The sequence below is a fragment of the Xenorhabdus cabanillasii genome, assembly GCF_003386665.1.
GTDB lineage: Bacteria > Pseudomonadota > Gammaproteobacteria > Enterobacterales > Enterobacteriaceae > Xenorhabdus > Xenorhabdus cabanillasii.
The window spans coordinates 1,785,447-1,801,975 of record NZ_QTUB01000001.1 but is presented as its reverse complement, the minus strand read 5'-3'; the positions used below and the strand labels follow the sequence as shown (position 1 = coordinate 1,801,975).

16 protein-coding genes are annotated in these 16,529 nt (G+C 44.4%); 1 reads left to right on the top strand and 15 read right to left on the bottom strand.

What is annotated here, in order from left to right; all coding sequences use genetic code 11:
- Nucleotides 1-3 precede the first annotated feature (3 nt).
- The 15 genes from rnhB to rpsB form a co-directional block, all read right to left on the bottom strand.
- Nucleotides 4-594: a ribonuclease HII gene (rnhB, locus tag BDD26_RS08550; protein ID WP_038259744.1), complete on the bottom strand. Its 591-nt coding sequence runs from the start codon at nucleotides 592-594 to the stop codon at nucleotides 4-6.
- Nucleotides 594-1,778 carry a lipid-A-disaccharide synthase gene (gene lpxB, locus BDD26_RS08545; protein WP_115826268.1) on the bottom strand — a complete coding sequence of 395 codons (1,185 nt, stop codon included), beginning with the start codon at nucleotides 1,776-1,778 and terminating at the stop codon, nucleotides 594-596. Before lpxB ends, rnhB begins: the two co-directional genes overlap by 1 nt.
- Nucleotides 1,779-1,782: 4 nt before the next feature.
- Nucleotides 1,783-2,580 (bottom strand): acyl-ACP--UDP-N-acetylglucosamine O-acyltransferase, encoded by a 798-nt coding sequence (gene lpxA / locus BDD26_RS08540; protein WP_115826266.1) that lies wholly within the window; start codon nucleotides 2,578-2,580, stop codon nucleotides 1,783-1,785.
- 3 nt (nucleotides 2,581-2,583) lie between these two features.
- Entirely contained in the window at nucleotides 2,584-3,036 is a 453-nt protein-coding gene (gene fabZ, locus BDD26_RS08535; protein ID WP_038259741.1) for a 3-hydroxyacyl-ACP dehydratase FabZ, read from the bottom strand.
- Nucleotides 3,037-3,198: 162 nt separating this feature from the next.
- The gene (gene lpxD, locus BDD26_RS08530; RefSeq protein ID WP_115826264.1) at nucleotides 3,199-4,227 is read right to left on the bottom strand and encodes a UDP-3-O-(3-hydroxymyristoyl)glucosamine N-acyltransferase; all 1,029 of its coding nucleotides are present in this window, start codon (nucleotides 4,225-4,227) and stop codon (nucleotides 3,199-3,201) included.
- A complete protein-coding gene (gene skp, locus BDD26_RS08525) occupies nucleotides 4,228-4,725 on the bottom strand; it encodes a molecular chaperone Skp (protein ID WP_038259738.1) in 498 nt (165 codons plus the stop codon).
- 96 nt (nucleotides 4,726-4,821) lie between these two features.
- Nucleotides 4,822-7,215: an outer membrane protein assembly factor BamA gene (bamA, locus tag BDD26_RS08520; protein WP_038259767.1), complete on the bottom strand. Its 2,394-nt coding sequence runs from the start codon at nucleotides 7,213-7,215 to the stop codon at nucleotides 4,822-4,824.
- Between the two features lie 34 nt (nucleotides 7,216-7,249).
- Nucleotides 7,250-8,602: a sigma E protease regulator RseP gene (gene rseP / locus BDD26_RS08515; protein WP_115826262.1), complete on the bottom strand. Its 1,353-nt coding sequence runs from the start codon at nucleotides 8,600-8,602 to the stop codon at nucleotides 7,250-7,252.
- A 10-nt stretch (nucleotides 8,603-8,612) separates the two neighbouring features.
- Nucleotides 8,613-9,476: a phosphatidate cytidylyltransferase gene (gene cdsA, locus BDD26_RS08510; protein WP_099119339.1), complete on the bottom strand. Its 864-nt coding sequence runs from the start codon at nucleotides 9,474-9,476 to the stop codon at nucleotides 8,613-8,615.
- Nucleotides 9,477-9,485: 9 nt separating this feature from the next.
- Nucleotides 9,486-10,178 carry a polyprenyl diphosphate synthase gene (gene uppS, locus BDD26_RS08505; protein WP_232217363.1) on the bottom strand — a complete coding sequence of 231 codons (693 nt, stop codon included), beginning with the start codon at nucleotides 10,176-10,178 and terminating at the stop codon, nucleotides 9,486-9,488.
- A gap of 374 nt (nucleotides 10,179-10,552) precedes the next feature.
- Nucleotides 10,553-11,749 (bottom strand): 1-deoxy-D-xylulose-5-phosphate reductoisomerase, encoded by a 1,197-nt coding sequence (gene ispC / locus BDD26_RS08500; protein ID WP_115826260.1) that lies wholly within the window; start codon nucleotides 11,747-11,749, stop codon nucleotides 10,553-10,555.
- Nucleotides 11,750-11,916: 167 nt separating this feature from the next.
- A complete protein-coding gene (frr, locus tag BDD26_RS08495) occupies nucleotides 11,917-12,474 on the bottom strand; it encodes a ribosome recycling factor (RefSeq protein WP_038259378.1) in 558 nt (185 codons plus the stop codon).
- A 161-nt stretch (nucleotides 12,475-12,635) separates the two neighbouring features.
- Nucleotides 12,636-13,364, bottom strand: a complete 729-nt coding sequence (pyrH, locus tag BDD26_RS08490; RefSeq protein WP_038259380.1) for a UMP kinase — start codon at nucleotides 13,362-13,364, stop codon at nucleotides 12,636-12,638.
- A 140-nt stretch (nucleotides 13,365-13,504) separates the two neighbouring features.
- Nucleotides 13,505-14,362: a translation elongation factor Ts gene (tsf, locus tag BDD26_RS08485; RefSeq protein WP_038259382.1), complete on the bottom strand. Its 858-nt coding sequence runs from the start codon at nucleotides 14,360-14,362 to the stop codon at nucleotides 13,505-13,507.
- Between the two features lie 162 nt (nucleotides 14,363-14,524).
- Complete coding sequence (rpsB, locus tag BDD26_RS08480; protein WP_038259384.1) at nucleotides 14,525-15,250, bottom strand: 30S ribosomal protein S2; 726 nt, start codon at nucleotides 15,248-15,250, stop codon at nucleotides 14,525-14,527.
- A gap of 402 nt (nucleotides 15,251-15,652) precedes the next feature.
- On the opposite strand from rpsB, the gene map reads away from it, so the two are divergent.
- Nucleotides 15,653-16,450: a type I methionyl aminopeptidase gene (gene map / locus BDD26_RS08475; protein ID WP_038259386.1), complete on the top strand. Its 798-nt coding sequence runs from the start codon at nucleotides 15,653-15,655 to the stop codon at nucleotides 16,448-16,450.
- Nucleotides 16,451-16,529: the final 79 nt, after the last annotated feature.

Genomic DNA, 16,529 nt, shown 5'->3' with positions numbered 1-16,529 from the left:
ATTTTATCCAAGAGTCAGCGCACGTTTGACTGGCGCAAAACTTCTACGATGGTGTTCCGTCGCCCCCAACAGAGACAATTTTTCCAAATGCAGGACGGTGGGATAACCTTTGTGTTTCGCAAAACCGTACTCAGGGAACTGTTTGTCCAGTTCAGTCATTTCCCGATCTCGTGTTACTTTTGCCAGAATAGAAGCGGCACTGATCTCCGCTACCAAGCTATCTCCTTTTACTACCGGCTGTGCTGGCATCGACAATACAGGGCAACGATTTCCATCAATCAAAACATAATCAGGCTGGATAGCCAGACCTGCAACAGCCCGCTGCATAGCAAGCATTGTGGCATGAAGGATATTGAGCTGGTCAATTTCTTCTGGCTCAGCGCGCCCAAGACTCCAACACAACGCTTTTTCTTTGATTTCCAGATAAAGCGCTTCACGACGTTTTTCTGTCAGTTTTTTCGAATCCATCAAGCCTGTAATGGGGTTGGCGGGATCAAGAATAACTGCCGCAGTAACCACTGCACCTACCAGCGGACCACGCCCAACTTCATCAACACCGGCAATCAAATTCGCCTGAGGATAAACAAAATTCATTATCTTCTCGCTAACTCCAGTACCGCCTGTGCCGCCTGCTCATCAGCATCACAACGAATACTTTCATGTAAATGCAGGAAGGTCTGCTTCAACGCTTCCACCTCAGCACCACCCAGCAAGAGCGGCAGCAATGCCTCTGACAGCGCTTCTGGCTCGCATTCATCCTGTAGTAACTCTTTAACCAGCTCTTTACCTGCCAACAAATTAGGCAGGGAGACATAGGGTGTTTTCACCAAACGCTTTGCCAACCAGAATGTAAAAGGTCTCATTCTATAGCCCACTACCATTGGGCATTTAGCCAGCATACATTCCAGTGCTGCTGTACCAGATGCCAGTAAAGTTGCATCGCTGGCAATCATGGCTTCACGGGCTTTACCATCTAATAAATGAATGGATAATTCCGGTGCAATTTCATCTTTTATACGCTGGAATTGCTCACACCGTTTGGCATTTACTAATGGAACCAATACATGCAAATCAGGCAAATGCTTCCTTAGCAATTGTACAGTTCTGAGAAAATCGGCACTCAGCATTTCTACTTCGGCATGGCGGCTACCCGGCAAAAGCGCCAGACAACGAGCATTTAATGGAATATCTAACGTTTCCCTGGCGGCAGTTTTATCAGTTTGCAGCGGCATTGCGTCTGCCATTGTGTGACCAATAAACCGGCACGGAACATTAAATCGATCATAGAACGCTTTTTCAAACGGCAAAAATGCCAGTACCAGATCTGTCGCACGACCAATTTTGAACACCCGTTTCTGACGCCATGCCCATACCGATGGGCTGACGTAGTGGATAGTTCTGATCCCCTGCTGTTTCAGCCGACCTTCCAAAGTGATATTGAAATCAGGAGCATCGATGCCAATAAAGACATCTGGTTTCAACTCAGTAAAACGCGTCGTTAAATCTTTACGAATTTCCAACAAACGGGACAAACGCCCTAAAACCTCAACGATCCCCATAACAGCCAGTTCTTCCATCTCATACCAGACTTCACAACCTTCGGCTTGCATAAGAGGACCAGCAACACCCACAAAACGGGCATCAGGGATTTTAGCTTTCAATGCACGGATCAGCCCCGCACCAAGGATATCACCGGATGTTTCTCCGGCGACTAAGCCAATTATCAGTGGACGCTGCTTATTGGCAGAAGAAAAGGTAGTCAAAGGAGTGTCCTTCATCTACTTAACGAATGATGCCACGGCTGGATTTTGCTGAACTCGCCAGAAAATCACTGAATACTTTCACATGTGGGTTATTTGCAGCCTGAATTTCAATCTCTTTTCTGGCTTCTTCTAAGGTTTTTCCACTGCGATAAAGTTCCTTATACACATTACGAATAGCGTGCAGCGATTCTTTATCAAATCCACGACGTTTCAGACCTTCAATATTCAAACCGAAAGGCGTGGCATGGTTACCCTGTGCAATAACGTAAGGAGGCACGTCCTGAGCAACGCCGGAACAACCACCCACCATAACATGGGAACCAATCTGACAAAATTGATGAACTGCCGTCATTCCACCGATAATCACGTAATCGCCAAGAATAACATGCCCCCCCAACGTACCATTATTAGCAATGATACAACGATCACCGACAATACAGTCATGAGCAATATGGGCATTAATCATCAGCAAATTATCACTGCCAACTTTGGTTACACCGCCGCCCTGGACAGTGCCACGGTGAATCGACACGCTTTCGCGGATACGGTTACGATCACCGATTTCAACACGAGTGGGTTCACCCTGATATTTAAGGTCCTGATTGGCTTCACCAATTGACGCAAATTGATAGATCTGGTTATCACGACCAATCTTAGTTATCCCGTTGATCACAACATGGGATTTCAGTTCAGTCCCTTCACCAATTTCTACTTGCGAACCGATATAACAAAATGGGCCAATGTGAACATTGGCACCAATAACAGCGCCTTCTTCAACAATAGAAGAAGGGTGGATAGTAGCAGTCAGATCAATCATGCATTAAGCCTCACGGCGGCGGGCACACATCATTTCAGCTTCGCAAGCCACTTTTCCATCGACTTTTGCTACACCTCTGAAACGCGCAACACCACGACGTTCTCTAATAAATTCTACTTCCAAAATCATCTGGTCACCCGGCAAAACTGGTCGTTTAAAACGTGCGCCATCAATAGTTGCAAAGTAATACAATTCTCCTGGCTTCAGTGTACCAACACTTTTGAATGCCAGAATTCCAGTTGCCTGGGCCATTGCTTCAAGGATCAGTACACCAGGAAAAACCGGCTTACCTGGGAAATGCCCCTGAAAAAATGGCTCATTAAACGTTACATTTTTAACTGCTCGTAGAAACTTACCTTTTTCAAAATCCAGGACACGATCTACCAGCAAAAAAGGGTAGCGGTGAGGTAGTAAATCCAAAATTTCTTCAATTTGCAGAGTATGATTATCACTCATCTAAATACTCTTCCTGTCTATATTCCAATCGTAGTATCAAAAAATATGTTATTAAACAATATCGTCAAAACATACAGCATTAACGACACGGCCTGCGTCAACTCCCGGAGGAGTTATCAGACAGGCCGCAAAAATAAAAGCACAACCAAAATGTTTGTATGATTACTTGCTGTCACCTTCAAGCTGGCGTTCCATAGATTTAAGCCGCTTATTCATTTCGTTAATATTCATTACCAAAGCAGCAGTCTTACGCCAAACTTTATTCTGCTGTGCTGGTATACCAGATGAATATATACCCGGCTCAGTAATAGGGCGTATCACCATGCTCATACCAGTCACGGTTACTTTATCACATATTTCCATATGCCCGTTTATGGCACTGGCTCCACCAATCATACAATAACGACCAATTTTCAGGCTCCCCGCCAAAATGACACCACCCGCTATTGCAGTGTTATCACCAATTGTGACGTTGTGAGCAATTTGGCATTGGTTGTCAATGATAACACCATTACCGATGACAGTGTTATCCAGAGCACCACGATCTATAGTAGTACAGGAACCTATTTCAACACGATCACCAATCATTACCGTGCCTAACTGAGGGATTTTAATCCAATTACCGCGATCATTGGCATAACCAAAACCATCAGAGCCTATAACAGCCCCTGATTGAATAAGGCATTGTTCACCGATTTCAACATTGTGGTACACAGAAACATTGGCCCAAAGGCGAGTTCCTGTGCCAATGCGCACATTTTTGCCAATAAAACAACCTGCACCAATGATAACGTTATCACCAAGCACAACACCTGATTCGATAACTGCATTTGCCCCAATTGCAACATTTCTGCCCAATGTTGCTTCTGGAGAAATCACTGCTGATGAATGGATATCCTGCGCAGGTTGTGGTGTTGTATCCATGATTTGCGCCATGCGTGCATAGGCAAGATAAGGATTATCAACCACCAGCGCTGCAACCTTACAATAAGGCAAATCAGCTTCACGTAACACAACAGCCGCTGCCCGGCACTCTGCAAGTTTCTCAGTGTAACGGCTATCCGATAAAAATGTAATTTGTTCGCTATTTGCTGAATACATGGGAGCAATACCAGTGATGACGGTATTGCCATCACCATGCAATCGCGCATTCAACTGCTGAGCAAGGTCAGCCAATCGAATTGAAACCATTTACTTAACCTGTTTCAATACTTCTGAGGTAATGTCTTTGCCAGATGCAGCATATACTGCGGTATTTGCATCAAGAACAAGGTCATAACCTTCTTTACCTGCAACCACTTTAACTGCATCCTGAATTCGACCCAAGAGCTTGTTACGTTCTTCCATTTGACGACGACGGTTATCATTTTCAAAAGCCTGTGCTTTTTGTGCAAATTCATTGCGCTTAGTCAGCACTTCCTTTTCTAATTTTTCGCGCTCACTTGCCTTCATGGTTGAACCATCACGCTGCAATTTTTGGAGCTGAGACTGCAAGTCGGATTCCATGCGCTGTAAATCGGATGCACGGCCTTTAAACTCGTTTTCCAGCTGTTTTGCAGCAGCTTCATGAGCAGGCAGTTGTTGGAATATTTCACCAACATTCACGATAGCGATTTTTTCTGCCGCCTGAACACCAGCAGAAAAAGCTAATGCGATACCAAAGCTTGCTGCACACAGTACTTTCTTCACTATAAACTCCTTTGACTTACGCTACTTACATGTTGGGATATTTATAATCGTCTTATTTAATAATAAGGCGATTTTCCACCAAGAACGATTGATTTTTTACCAGGTTCCACCAATATTAAACTGGAATTGCTCTGTCCTATCCCCTTTATAATCTTTGATTGGCTGAGCATAAGAGAACGTTAGAGGCCCCAATGGTGATAACCATTGCAACGCAATACCAGTAGAAACACGGACATTATTCGGCTTGCTATAATCAGGTAAACCAGCGTAAGCATTGCTCCAGTTGGTATCCCATACTGTTCCTGCATCTACAAACAGAGACGTCCGCACAGAGTTAGAATATTTTGCATCCAGGAACGGCGTTGGCGTAATCAGCTCGAAACTGGCAACTGCGGTTGCATTACCACCTACTGCATCCTGGGATACTCCCTTGCTATCAACTTCAGGCAGACCATCTTTCCCTTTTTTGAAATAAACTGCTTTTGGGCCAATGTTGTTGGGGCGGAAGCCTCGAACACTAGTGGAACCACCAGCATAGAAGTTTTCATAGAATGGCATTTCCTTGCCACCGAAGCCACCACCATAGCCCAGACGAGCACGTCCCATTATGACCCATGAATGATCATCATCAATAGGGTAATAACCCGCAGAGTTCAGAGTAACTTTATAGAATTGGTTATCTGAGCCAGGCACAGTGATTCTCGTATCCAGCCCTGCTTTAAGACCGTAAGTCGGGAAGAAACCACGGTCAAGGCTATTGTAATTCCAGCCAACTGTCAGCATAAAGTCATTGGCATCAAACTTGACCTTATCCGTAAAACCCGGATCTTTGTTCATTTTCTTCATATAACGCCACATAGCCAACTGAGGACGTATATTAGACAATGAGTTATGAACATAGCCTAATCTGAAGAATAACGAGTTATTTTCATTCAGCGGAATGCCAAAAGAACCATCTGTACCGTATGATTTGTTGGTATAGTTAGAAAGAGAGGCGTCATCAGCACGGAAATCATTATAAAACAGCCGGCCACCCAGACTCACACCGTTAACAGTGAAGTAAGGGTTCGTAAAAGACAAATCCGCAGACGTTGAGTAATCATTCTTGCTGGCATTGATACCCACGGCATTACCTGTTCCCAGCCAGTTATCCTGCTGAACACCGATCTGAAAACTCATACCACTTTCAGTACCGAAACCAATCCCAAAGTTCATGGAGCCTGTATTACGCTCCTTAACTTTATAAACCACATCAACCTGGTCAGGGCTGCTCGGTACACGTTCGGTTGCAACATCAACCGTTTCAAAATAGCCCAAACGATTGAGGCGTTCTTTTCCGTACTCAACCAGATCATTACCTAGCCATGCCCCTTCCATCTGGCGCATTTCACGGCGTAATACTGAGTCTTTACTGGTGTCATTACCAATGAAACGTATGTTACGGACATAGAAACGGTTACCTGCATCTACGTTGACATGAAGTTTCACAGTTTTGTCTGCATCATTGATTTCAGGTTGTGTCATGACCCGAGGATAGGCGTAACCATAGCGGCCAAGAAGATATTTGATCGCCATTTCCATATGGGTCACCCCGGTTCCATTATACAATGAACCAGGTTTAATATTAGTCAGTTTCGTTATTTCAGATTGGTATCCTGCCAAATTACCATTTACATCAACACCTGAGATTTTATATTGATCCCCTTCCGTGATGTTAATAGTGATATAAATCCCTTTTTTATCAGGTGTCAGATTGACCTGAGTCGAATCAATGTTGAAACGGGCATAACCCCTATCAAGATAGAAACTACGCAGTTTTTCAAGATCGCCTTCTAACTCCTGTTTTTGATATTTCTGATTAGATGTCAGATTCCACCACGGAACATCATCTCTGAGCTGGAAATTATCGAGCAACTCATTGGTAGCAAAGGTCTTATTGCCAACAATATTAATCTGCTGAATTTTGGCAGAAATACCTTCGGAAAAGACAAGTTTCAGATCGACACGATTACGGGGAAGTGGTGTGACAACGGCTTTTACTGTGGCATTGTATTTACCAACACTATAGTAGAAATCTTCCAGCCCCTTTTCGATATTTGACAGCATAGTGCGGTCAAGAGCTTCACCAACACGAACACGAGAGGCTTCAAGGTTTTTCTTGAGCATGTCATCTTTCACCGCCTTATTACCGGAGAAAGTAATGCTGGCGATGGTTGGCCGTTCTTTTACCTGAACAACCAGTGAATTGCCATCACGCAAGACACGAACATCTTCAAAGTTTCCAGTCGCGAACAAGGCGTGGATCGCGCGACTGATATCTCCGTCGCTGACTGTATCACCTACGCGAACAGGCATATTCAATAATGCTGCACCAACGGTGACACGTTGAAGACCCTCAAAATGAATGTCCCGAACTATGAATCCGTCTGAACCGTATGCAGTGGCGCTGCCGAACAGCAGCGACGCTATGAGCAACTTTTTCATCGCCATCGTTGTTATGCGTTTTCCTAACTGGTCTCCCACCTTAAAAGCGGGAGAAATCATTGAAAAGTGCAAGCCCCATTAATAACACCAGCAATATAGCACCAATGCGATAACTGAAGTCTTGTACACGCTCGGAGACCGGCCCTCCCTTGATCTTCTCGATAGCAAGGAAAAGCAAGTGTCCACCATCTAGTACAGGTAATGGGAACAAGTTAATGATCCCAAGATTGACGCTGATTAACGCCAAAAACATCAAATAATACACCAAGCCAGAATCAGCCGATACACCGGCTCCCTTGGCTATGGAAATAGGGCCACTGAGGTTATTGAGTTTTACATCCCCAACAATCAATTTGCCAATCATATTGACAGTCAGCTTCATCAATTGCCAGGTTTTATCTCCAGCCTCATAAAAAGCATAGAATGGCCCATATTGTTGAACTGTTTTGTATTCATCCGCCAGTGGAATGATTTTAAATTCGATACCAGCAAAACCTATTTCACGCCCATCGGAAAGCTTTTTAGCAGTTGGAGTCAGTGATAAAGTGATCATACTGCCAGCTCTCGCAACATCTAATTTTAGAGAAATATTCGGATTCTTCCTGACATAAGATGCAAAACTGTGCCAGACGTCTATATCCTGATCATTGACTTTAACGATCCTGTCCCCACTTTGTAAACCCGCTTTTTCGGCTGCCGAACCAGGATGGATTTTATCCACCTGAGAACTGGGATGCGGGATAACAGGCATAATTCCTAAAGATAGCAAGATATCCTGTTTGGATGGATCAAATACCCAATGTCGCAAATCCAGTGTCTTTTGGATGGCATCAGAAGAGTCCATTGGTGCTACATTCACCTCAACGGAGGATTCACCAACTTGACTCACTAACGCCAGCCTTGCTGAGTTCCAATCAGGAGTTTCGATACCGTCAACAGCTTTTAGTTCCATTCCGGGCAAAATATTTGCCTGCGCCGCTATAGAATCGGGTTTAATATCCAAAACCACCGGGCGTACCGAAGGCACACCGATCACAAAAACCAACCAATAAGCGACAACAGCCAGAATAAAGTTTGCGATTGGGCCAGCGCTGACAACTGCCGCACGCTGACCGATGGTTTTGTTGTTAAATGCCATATGACGACGTTCAGGAGCAACCGTTTCAACCCGTTCATCGAGCATTTTGACGTATCCACCCAAGGGAATAAGGGCAATAACGTATTCGGTTCCCTGTTTATCTGTACGACGCCAGAGTGCTTTACCAAACCCGATGGAAAAACGCTCAACGTAAATACCACATCGCCTGGCCACCCAGAAGTGACCGAACTCATGCACTGTGATAAGCACACCCAATGCAACAATAAATGCAGCCAGATTCCAGAGAATATCCATTAATGTACCTTCAGAGACCAAATCCAGAAGAAATTAACATTACCAGCCCTGCAAAAACAGGAACCGCCGCAGTCAAACTGTCTACCCTGTCCATCACACCTCCATGCCCTGGGATCAACTGACTGCTGTCTTTAATGCCTGATTCCCGCTTGAACATACTTTCGGTCAGGTCACCGAAAACAGATGCAATAACAACAACGGCGGAAATCAACAATAAGTTCTCAGGCATAACAGGCACTGGGGCAAATTTACTGAACAGCCATGATATAAGCGCAGCAGTCAACAATCCACCAGCCAGTCCTTCAAGCGTTTTGCCCGGAGATACCTTAGGTGCCATTTTATGTTTACCTAATGTGCGACCGAAAATGTAAGCTCCCGAATCAGCAGCCCATACCAGCAACATCACATACAACAGCCACCATGCACCGTGATAAGTATTATTTTCATATCCTTGGGTACGCAGCACCATCATTCCACAATAAAACGGCACAATTGTCAGAAAACCAAATAACACACGCAGTGTAACAGAGGATTTCCAAATAGAAGCTGAAGCAGGATAAGCAATAACTAATACAATAGCCGCAGCCCACCAGAGCATTCCTGCCCACAATAGATATACAATTTGTGGTTTTTCAGTAAGGTGATTAAGATCTGCCAAAGAGTATTGCAAGACCAGCAAACCCACAGTACACAACACTGCCAGAGTAACACGTTTAGCCTGTGTCAATAATCCGGCAAATTGCCCCCATTCCCATGCAGCAAGTGCTGAAACTGCAATGACAACCAACCCAAATCCTGATGGGGGAAGTAAAAACAGAGCTGCAATAACAAGTGGAATTAAGATTAACGTAGTTAAAAGACGGTACTTCAGCAAGTTCTCCTCCTATGATCCCACTTCGGCATCGTCTGGTGTTCCGCCAAATCGGCGTTCTCGTTTGGCAAAGGCATGAATAGCACCTTCAAAAGCTGTTTCATCAAAATCAGGCCAAAGTATATCGGTAAAATACAATTCTGCATAAGCGATCTGCCATAACAGGAAATTACTGATACGATGTTCGCCTCCTGTCCTAATCACTAAATCAACATCAGACTGCTGACTCAAGTTCATGAAACTACTTACTGTTGCTTCGGTAATTTCCTCAGGATTAAGCTGATTTGCTCTGGCTTTCTCAGCAATCTGCTTGACACTCTGAACCAAATCCCAACGGCCTCCATAATTGGCGGCGATATTAAGCTGCAATCCGGTATTGTCCGCCGTCAATTCAACTGAACGACGGATACGTTCCTGTAACCGTGGGCTAAACCGACTGATATCACCAATAACAGACAATTTCACATTGTGTTTATGTAAGCTCTTCACTTCATTATCAAGGGCAAAAACAAACAGTTCCATCAATGAACTGACTTCTTGTTGTGGACGATTCCAGTTTTCACTACTGAAAGCATATAATGTCAGTGATTCGATATTATTCTTAACCGAAAAGCTCACAGCGCTTCGTACAGCTTTAATTCCAGCACGATGACCAAAAACTCTTAATTTCCCACGCTTTTTTGCCCAGCGACCATTACCATCCATAATGATAGCAACGTGTCTGGGTAACGTTAGCGATGAGCCACAATCACTAGGCGATATCACTCAAACTAATCCTTAAATAACTAAGCTGGCTTCTTGTGGTTCAAGAACTTTCACACATGAAAAAGCCGTGTTAACGATTACCACGGCTATTTCTGGAATAAACCCGAATGAAAGCCTTTATCTCTGATACACCCTTGATCTCTTAAGCTGCTTCTTTCGTTGTTGGCTGTGCAGCAACTCAGAATCTATTGGGTATATACGCCCGCAAAAACGTATGCCAAATATCGAAATGGCTATTATAACAACTATGATTTACCTGCGAACTATATCATTTGCCCAAACGCAAACAAACATATACTTATTAGCAAAATTAGCTATTTAGCAAAGGCTTTGATTGCCTCTTTCGCTAAAGTTCTCGCTATGTTATCGATTTCTAAGACCTCTTCAATGCTTTGAGGTTCAGATAAACTTAATTTTTCAACTACCTGCCTATTTACTATAGCGATATCAGTAAAACGAATTCTATTCTGTAAAAAAGCACTGACGGTTTCTTCATTAGCTGCATTCAATGCTGTTGTTGCAGCCTGACCTTCATGACATGCATCAATTGCCAATTTAAGGCAGGGGTAGCGGCGATAGTCCAACGCTTCAAAAGTGAGTGTACTGAGTTCAGTAAAATCCAGTGGTTTCGCACCGGACACAATGCGATTAGGATAGGCCATGCCATAAGCTATCGGAGTACACATATCCTGTGTTCCCAATTGCGCAATGATACTGCCATCATGGTATCGAACCATTGAGTGGATGACTGATTGCGGATGTAACAGCACTTCCATTTCATCAGCAGAAGCATTAAACAGATTACGGGCTTCAATATATTCCAACCCTTTATTCATCATTGTTGCAGAGTCAACGGAAATTTTACGCCCCATTGACCAGATTGGGTGAGCACAAGCCTCATCAGGTGTGACATGGGGTAATTTATCCAAGGAGGTTTTACGGAATGGTCCACCGGAGCCCGTTAAAATAATACTGGAGATACCATGATCTTTTAAATTCGCAGTACCGAGGTTATGTTGCACTGATTCAGGCAAACTTTGGAAAATAGCATTATGTTCGCTATCAATCGGCAATAATTGCGCTTTATATTGGCTAACCGCCTCCATAAACAGGCGGCCACTAGTAATAAGAGATTCTTTGTTAGCCAGCAGAACTTGCTTACCTTTGCGAATCGCTGCCAGTGTTGGCAATAACCCAGCGACACCAACAATAGCAGACATGACTTGATCGACATCTTCCAGTGCCGCTAAATCACAAATGGCATCTTTTCCAGACAGGACTTCGATCTGGCTGCCTTGTTCCTGCAATAAATTCCGTAATTCTGTTGCTGAATATTCATCTGCCATTGCGGCATATTGAGGCCGAAACTCCTGACATTGTTGTGCCATGAGTTCGCTATTTTTCCCGGCGACCAGTGCCACAACTCGGAATTTATCTGGGTTATTTCTGACAACTGAGAGTGTACTTTTCCCGACGGACCCCGTTGAACCGAGGATAGTTAAGCGTTTCATTTTTATACTCTAAGTATTCTACTGACATAAAATCGCAATAGTTTGATCTGTCCTGATCGCTATGTCCATTGCTTGAGAAAGAAATGTGATATGAAATGGAATATTAGTAATATTAAATAAATAAGAACAACGCCGCAGAGCTGCGGCGTTGATTCGAGAAGTGGCAATCAGAAATCCATCAATTCTGCTTCTTTATTCGCCAGTGCTTCATCAACCTTTTTGATGAAACTATCAGTCAGTTTCTGAATATCGTCCTGCGAACGACGTTCTTCATCTTCACTGATTTCTTTATCTTTCAGCAGTGCTTTAACCTTATCGTTAGCATCACGGCGGATATTACGAATGGACACACGGCCTTGTTCTGCATCACCACGAACGACCTTAATCAGATCTTTACGACGTTCTTCAGTCAGTGGTGGCAGAGGAACGCGAATGATGGTTCCAGCGGAAGATGGGTTTAAACCCAGATCAGAAGCCATAATCGCTTTTTCAACAGCTGCGGTCATAGAACGATCAAATACCGTGATCGCTAAAGTACGCGCATCTTCGGCAACAACGTTTGCGATCTGACGCAATGGTGTTGCAGCGCCGTAATATTCAACGCTGATGCCATCCAACAGGCTAGGAGAAGCACGGCCAGTACGCACCTTGCTGATTTGGTTTTTCAGTGCTTCGACGCTTTTTTCCATGCGGTCTTGTGCGTCTTTTTTGATTTCATTAATCACGTTATAAACCCTTGGGAGCTGGTTATGTTCTAGACCATAAATATTAACATGATATTTTATGGTCCTGTGCCATTAAATTCGGCGTATCAGGACACTGATCATACCGTCAAATTTCACCAATGTCTCTGAGTACGGGAAATGATAAATCAGATCGTGAGAAATCAGCCGTGAGAAATCAATGTACCTTCACTTTCCCCCATGACAACACGACGAAGTGCACCTGGTTTGTTCATATTGAAAACACGAATTGGCAGGTTATGGTCACGGGCCAGCGTAAAGGCTGCGAGATCCATGACTTTCAATTCACGTTCCAATACTTCCTGATAAGTAAGCTTATTATAGAGAACGGCTTCAGGATTTTTTGCAGGATCAGCAGAATAGACCCCGTCAACTTTGGTTGCTTTTAACACAACATCCGCTTCAATTTCAATGCCGCGCAAGCAGGCTGCGGAATCTGTCGTAAAGAACGGGTTGCCAGTACCTGCCGAGAAAATAACAACACGGCCGTGACGCAGTAAGCTGATAGCTTCAGCCCAACTATAGTTGTCACATACGCCATTCAGCGGGATAGCGGACATCAAACGGGCGTTCACATAGGCGCGATGTAAGGCGTCACGCATCGCCAGACCGTTCATCACGGTCGCCAACATGCCCATGTGGTCGCCGACTACACGGTTCATTCCTGCTTCAGCCAACCCGGCTCCACGAAACAGATTACCTCCGCCAATAACGACACCAACCTGAATACCCAGCTCAACCAGTTCCTTGATTTCCTGAGCCATGCGGTCTAAGACGCTGGCATCGATACCAAAACCTTCTGTGCCTTGCAGGGCTTCTCCACTGAGCTTAAGCAGGATTCTCTGATATACGGGTTTTGCATTGGTTGCCATGGTGTTCAGTCCTAAGCAGATAAGGATTATTGGGGATTACTACGATTTATTCAATTACTACACATCCACGCTATGCAGCCAGATGTAAAATTCATCTTGAAATAAGACAGAACCGCCAATGGGCGGCTCCGTTTAAACAATTAAGACTGTTTGCTCATTGCAGCAACTTCTGCTGCGAAATCAGCTTCAACTTTTTCAATGCCTTCGCCCACTTCGAAGCGAATAAAGTCGATAACTTTAGCATTGTTTTCTTTCAGCAGAGCACCAACAGTTTTGCTTGGGTCCATCACGAAGTTCTGACCAGTCAGAGAGATTTCGCCGGTGAATTTGTTCATACGGCCAGAAACCATTTTCTCTGCGATTTCGCGTGGCTTGCCAGACTGCATAGCGATGTCCAGCTGGATCTGATGCTCACGCTCAACAACGTCAGCAGGAACGTCAGTTGGGTTTACATATTCTGGCTTGCTTGCAGCAACGTGCATTGCGATGTGTTTGATCAGCTCTTCGTTTGCGCCTTCAGCAGCAACCAGAACACCGATACGAGCGCCGTGCAGGTAAGAGCCTACCGCTTCACCTTCCAGAATAGCAACGCGACGGATGTTGATGTTTTCACCAATTTTCGCTACCAGAGTAGTGCGCTGTTCTTCGAACTTAGCTTTCAGTGCATCAATGTCAGCGTTTTTGTCAGCCATAACGGAAGCAATAACTTCTTTACCGAACGCCAGGAAGCCTGAATCTTTAGCAACGAAGTCAGTTTCACAGTTCAGTTCAACGATACCTGCGAATTTAGCATCAGCTGAAACCTCAACCAGGATAACGCCTTCAGCCGCAACACGGCCTGCTTTTTTAGCTGCTTTTGCCTGACCTGATTTACGCATGTTATCGATAGCCAGTTCGATATCACCATTTGCTTCAACCAGTGCTTTTTTACATTCCATCATGCCTGCGCCAGTACGCTCACGCAGTTCTTTTACCAGAGCAGCGGTAATGTCAGCCATTTGTTTTATTCCTCGATGTGTCTCGCGGGAAGATAAGATTCCGCGTGGAAAGTTATCAGATAATAGTTCTATATCAGATAAGTAAAGGGGGCCATAATAGGCCCCCTAACCAATATATTTCAATACCTGGTCAATAAGGGGCTCAAGAACGAGCATGCCTTATTATTCAGCGTCTACAAAACCTTCTTCAGCCTGAACAGCCAGATCTTGTGAACGGCCTTCACGAACAGCAGTAGCCGCAGCGTTCAGGTACAGTTTTACTGCACGGATTGCATCGTCGTTACCAGGGATGATGAAATCAACACCGTCTGGATCAGAGTTAGTATCAACAACAGCGAATACTGGGATACCCAGGTTGTTTGCTTCTTTGATAGCAATGTGTTCGTGTTCAGCATCGATAACAAACAGAGCATCAGGCAGGCCGCCCATGTCTTTGATACCGCCCAGGCTGTTTTCCAGCTTACCAAGTTCACGAGAACGCATCAGTGCTTCTTTCTTGGTCAGCTTGTCAAAAGTACCGTCCTGAGACTGAACTTCCAGATCTTTCAGACGCTTGATTGACTGACGAACAGTTTTCCAGTTGGTCAGCATACCACCTAACCAACGGTGGTTAACAAAGTATTGGTCACAGCTCAGTGCTGCTTCTTTTACTGCTTCGCTTGCCGCACGCTTGGTGCCAACAAACAGAATCTTGCCTTTACGGGAAGCAATTTTGTTCAGTTCTGCCAAAGCACCATTGAACATTGGAACAGTTTTTTCCAGGTTGATGATATGAACTTTGTTACGAGCACCAAAGATGAAAGGTTTCATTTTTGGGTTCCAGTAACGAGTCTGGTGACCGAAGTGAACGCCCGCTTGCAGCATATCGCGCATGGAAACAGTTGCCATTTTAGACCTCTATAAAGTTAATTGGGGTTATGCCTCCACAGATCCCATGACACCGACTCTTTAACTGTGTGCTATTCATACCATATGAAGGATATTCATACGAATTAGCCACATGAGAGCACCCCGGTGTATGTGCCGATCCGTGTGTGTTATTTACACAAATGAGTTTATTCAGCATTCCTGTATATTACCTCCACTATAGGAAACAATTACACAGAATACCGGCGCGCTTTATACCATAAACCGCCCCCATACACCAACATTTGTTACAGCTTTCTGCTAGTCTTGGCGATCAGCAGTTATTGTTAGATATACAGTGGGCTGATACCATTACCATCATCATTTTTTTCTTAATTAATATCAAAGAATCGGTAACTCCTCCGATTCTAATGGACTGATTTCATGGCTATTACTATCAAAACAGACGAAGACATTCAGAAAATGCGCGTTGCCGGGCGTCTGGCAGCTGAGGTTCTGGAGATGATCGAACCGCACATTAAGGCGGGCGTAACCACTGGTGAACTTGATCGCATTTGCCACGAATACATCACGAATAAACAGCAGGCCATTTCCGCCTGTCTGGGTTACCACGGTTTCCCTAAATCCGTCTGTATCTCTGTCAATGACGTGGTTTGCCACGGCATTCCAAGCGATGACAAAGTACTGAAAGAAGGCGATATCGTTAACATTGATGTGACTGTGATTAAAAATGAATTTCACGGTGATACCTCCAAAATGTTTATTGTCGGTACACCAACTATTCAGGGCGAACGCCTGTGTCGTATCACTCAGGAGAGCCTGTACCTTGCACTGAAAATGGTTAAACCGGGTATCCGTCTGCGCTGCATCGGCAAAGCAATTCAGCAATACGTGGAAAGTCACGATTACTCTGTAGTTCGCGAATATTGTGGTCACGGTATCGGCAGGGGTTTCCATGAAGAACCTCACGTGCTTCATTACGATGCTGATGATGGTGGCGTTATTCTGCAAAAAGGTATGGCCTTCACTATTGAACCTATGGTCAACACCGGCGATTTTCGTATCCGTACCATGAAAGATGGCTGGACAGTCAAAACTAAAGATCGTGGCTGGTCTGCGCAATATGAACATACCATTGTCGTTACCGACAACGGTTGTGAAATCATGACCTGGCGCAAAGAAGAAGAACCACATATTTCAGCCGTATTAGTTAACGAGTAATAAGTATGGATTTCAAGATGCAGCCAACAAAGCTGCAACTTGAAAGACAACGGGTATAAACAGCATTGATAAATGCAGC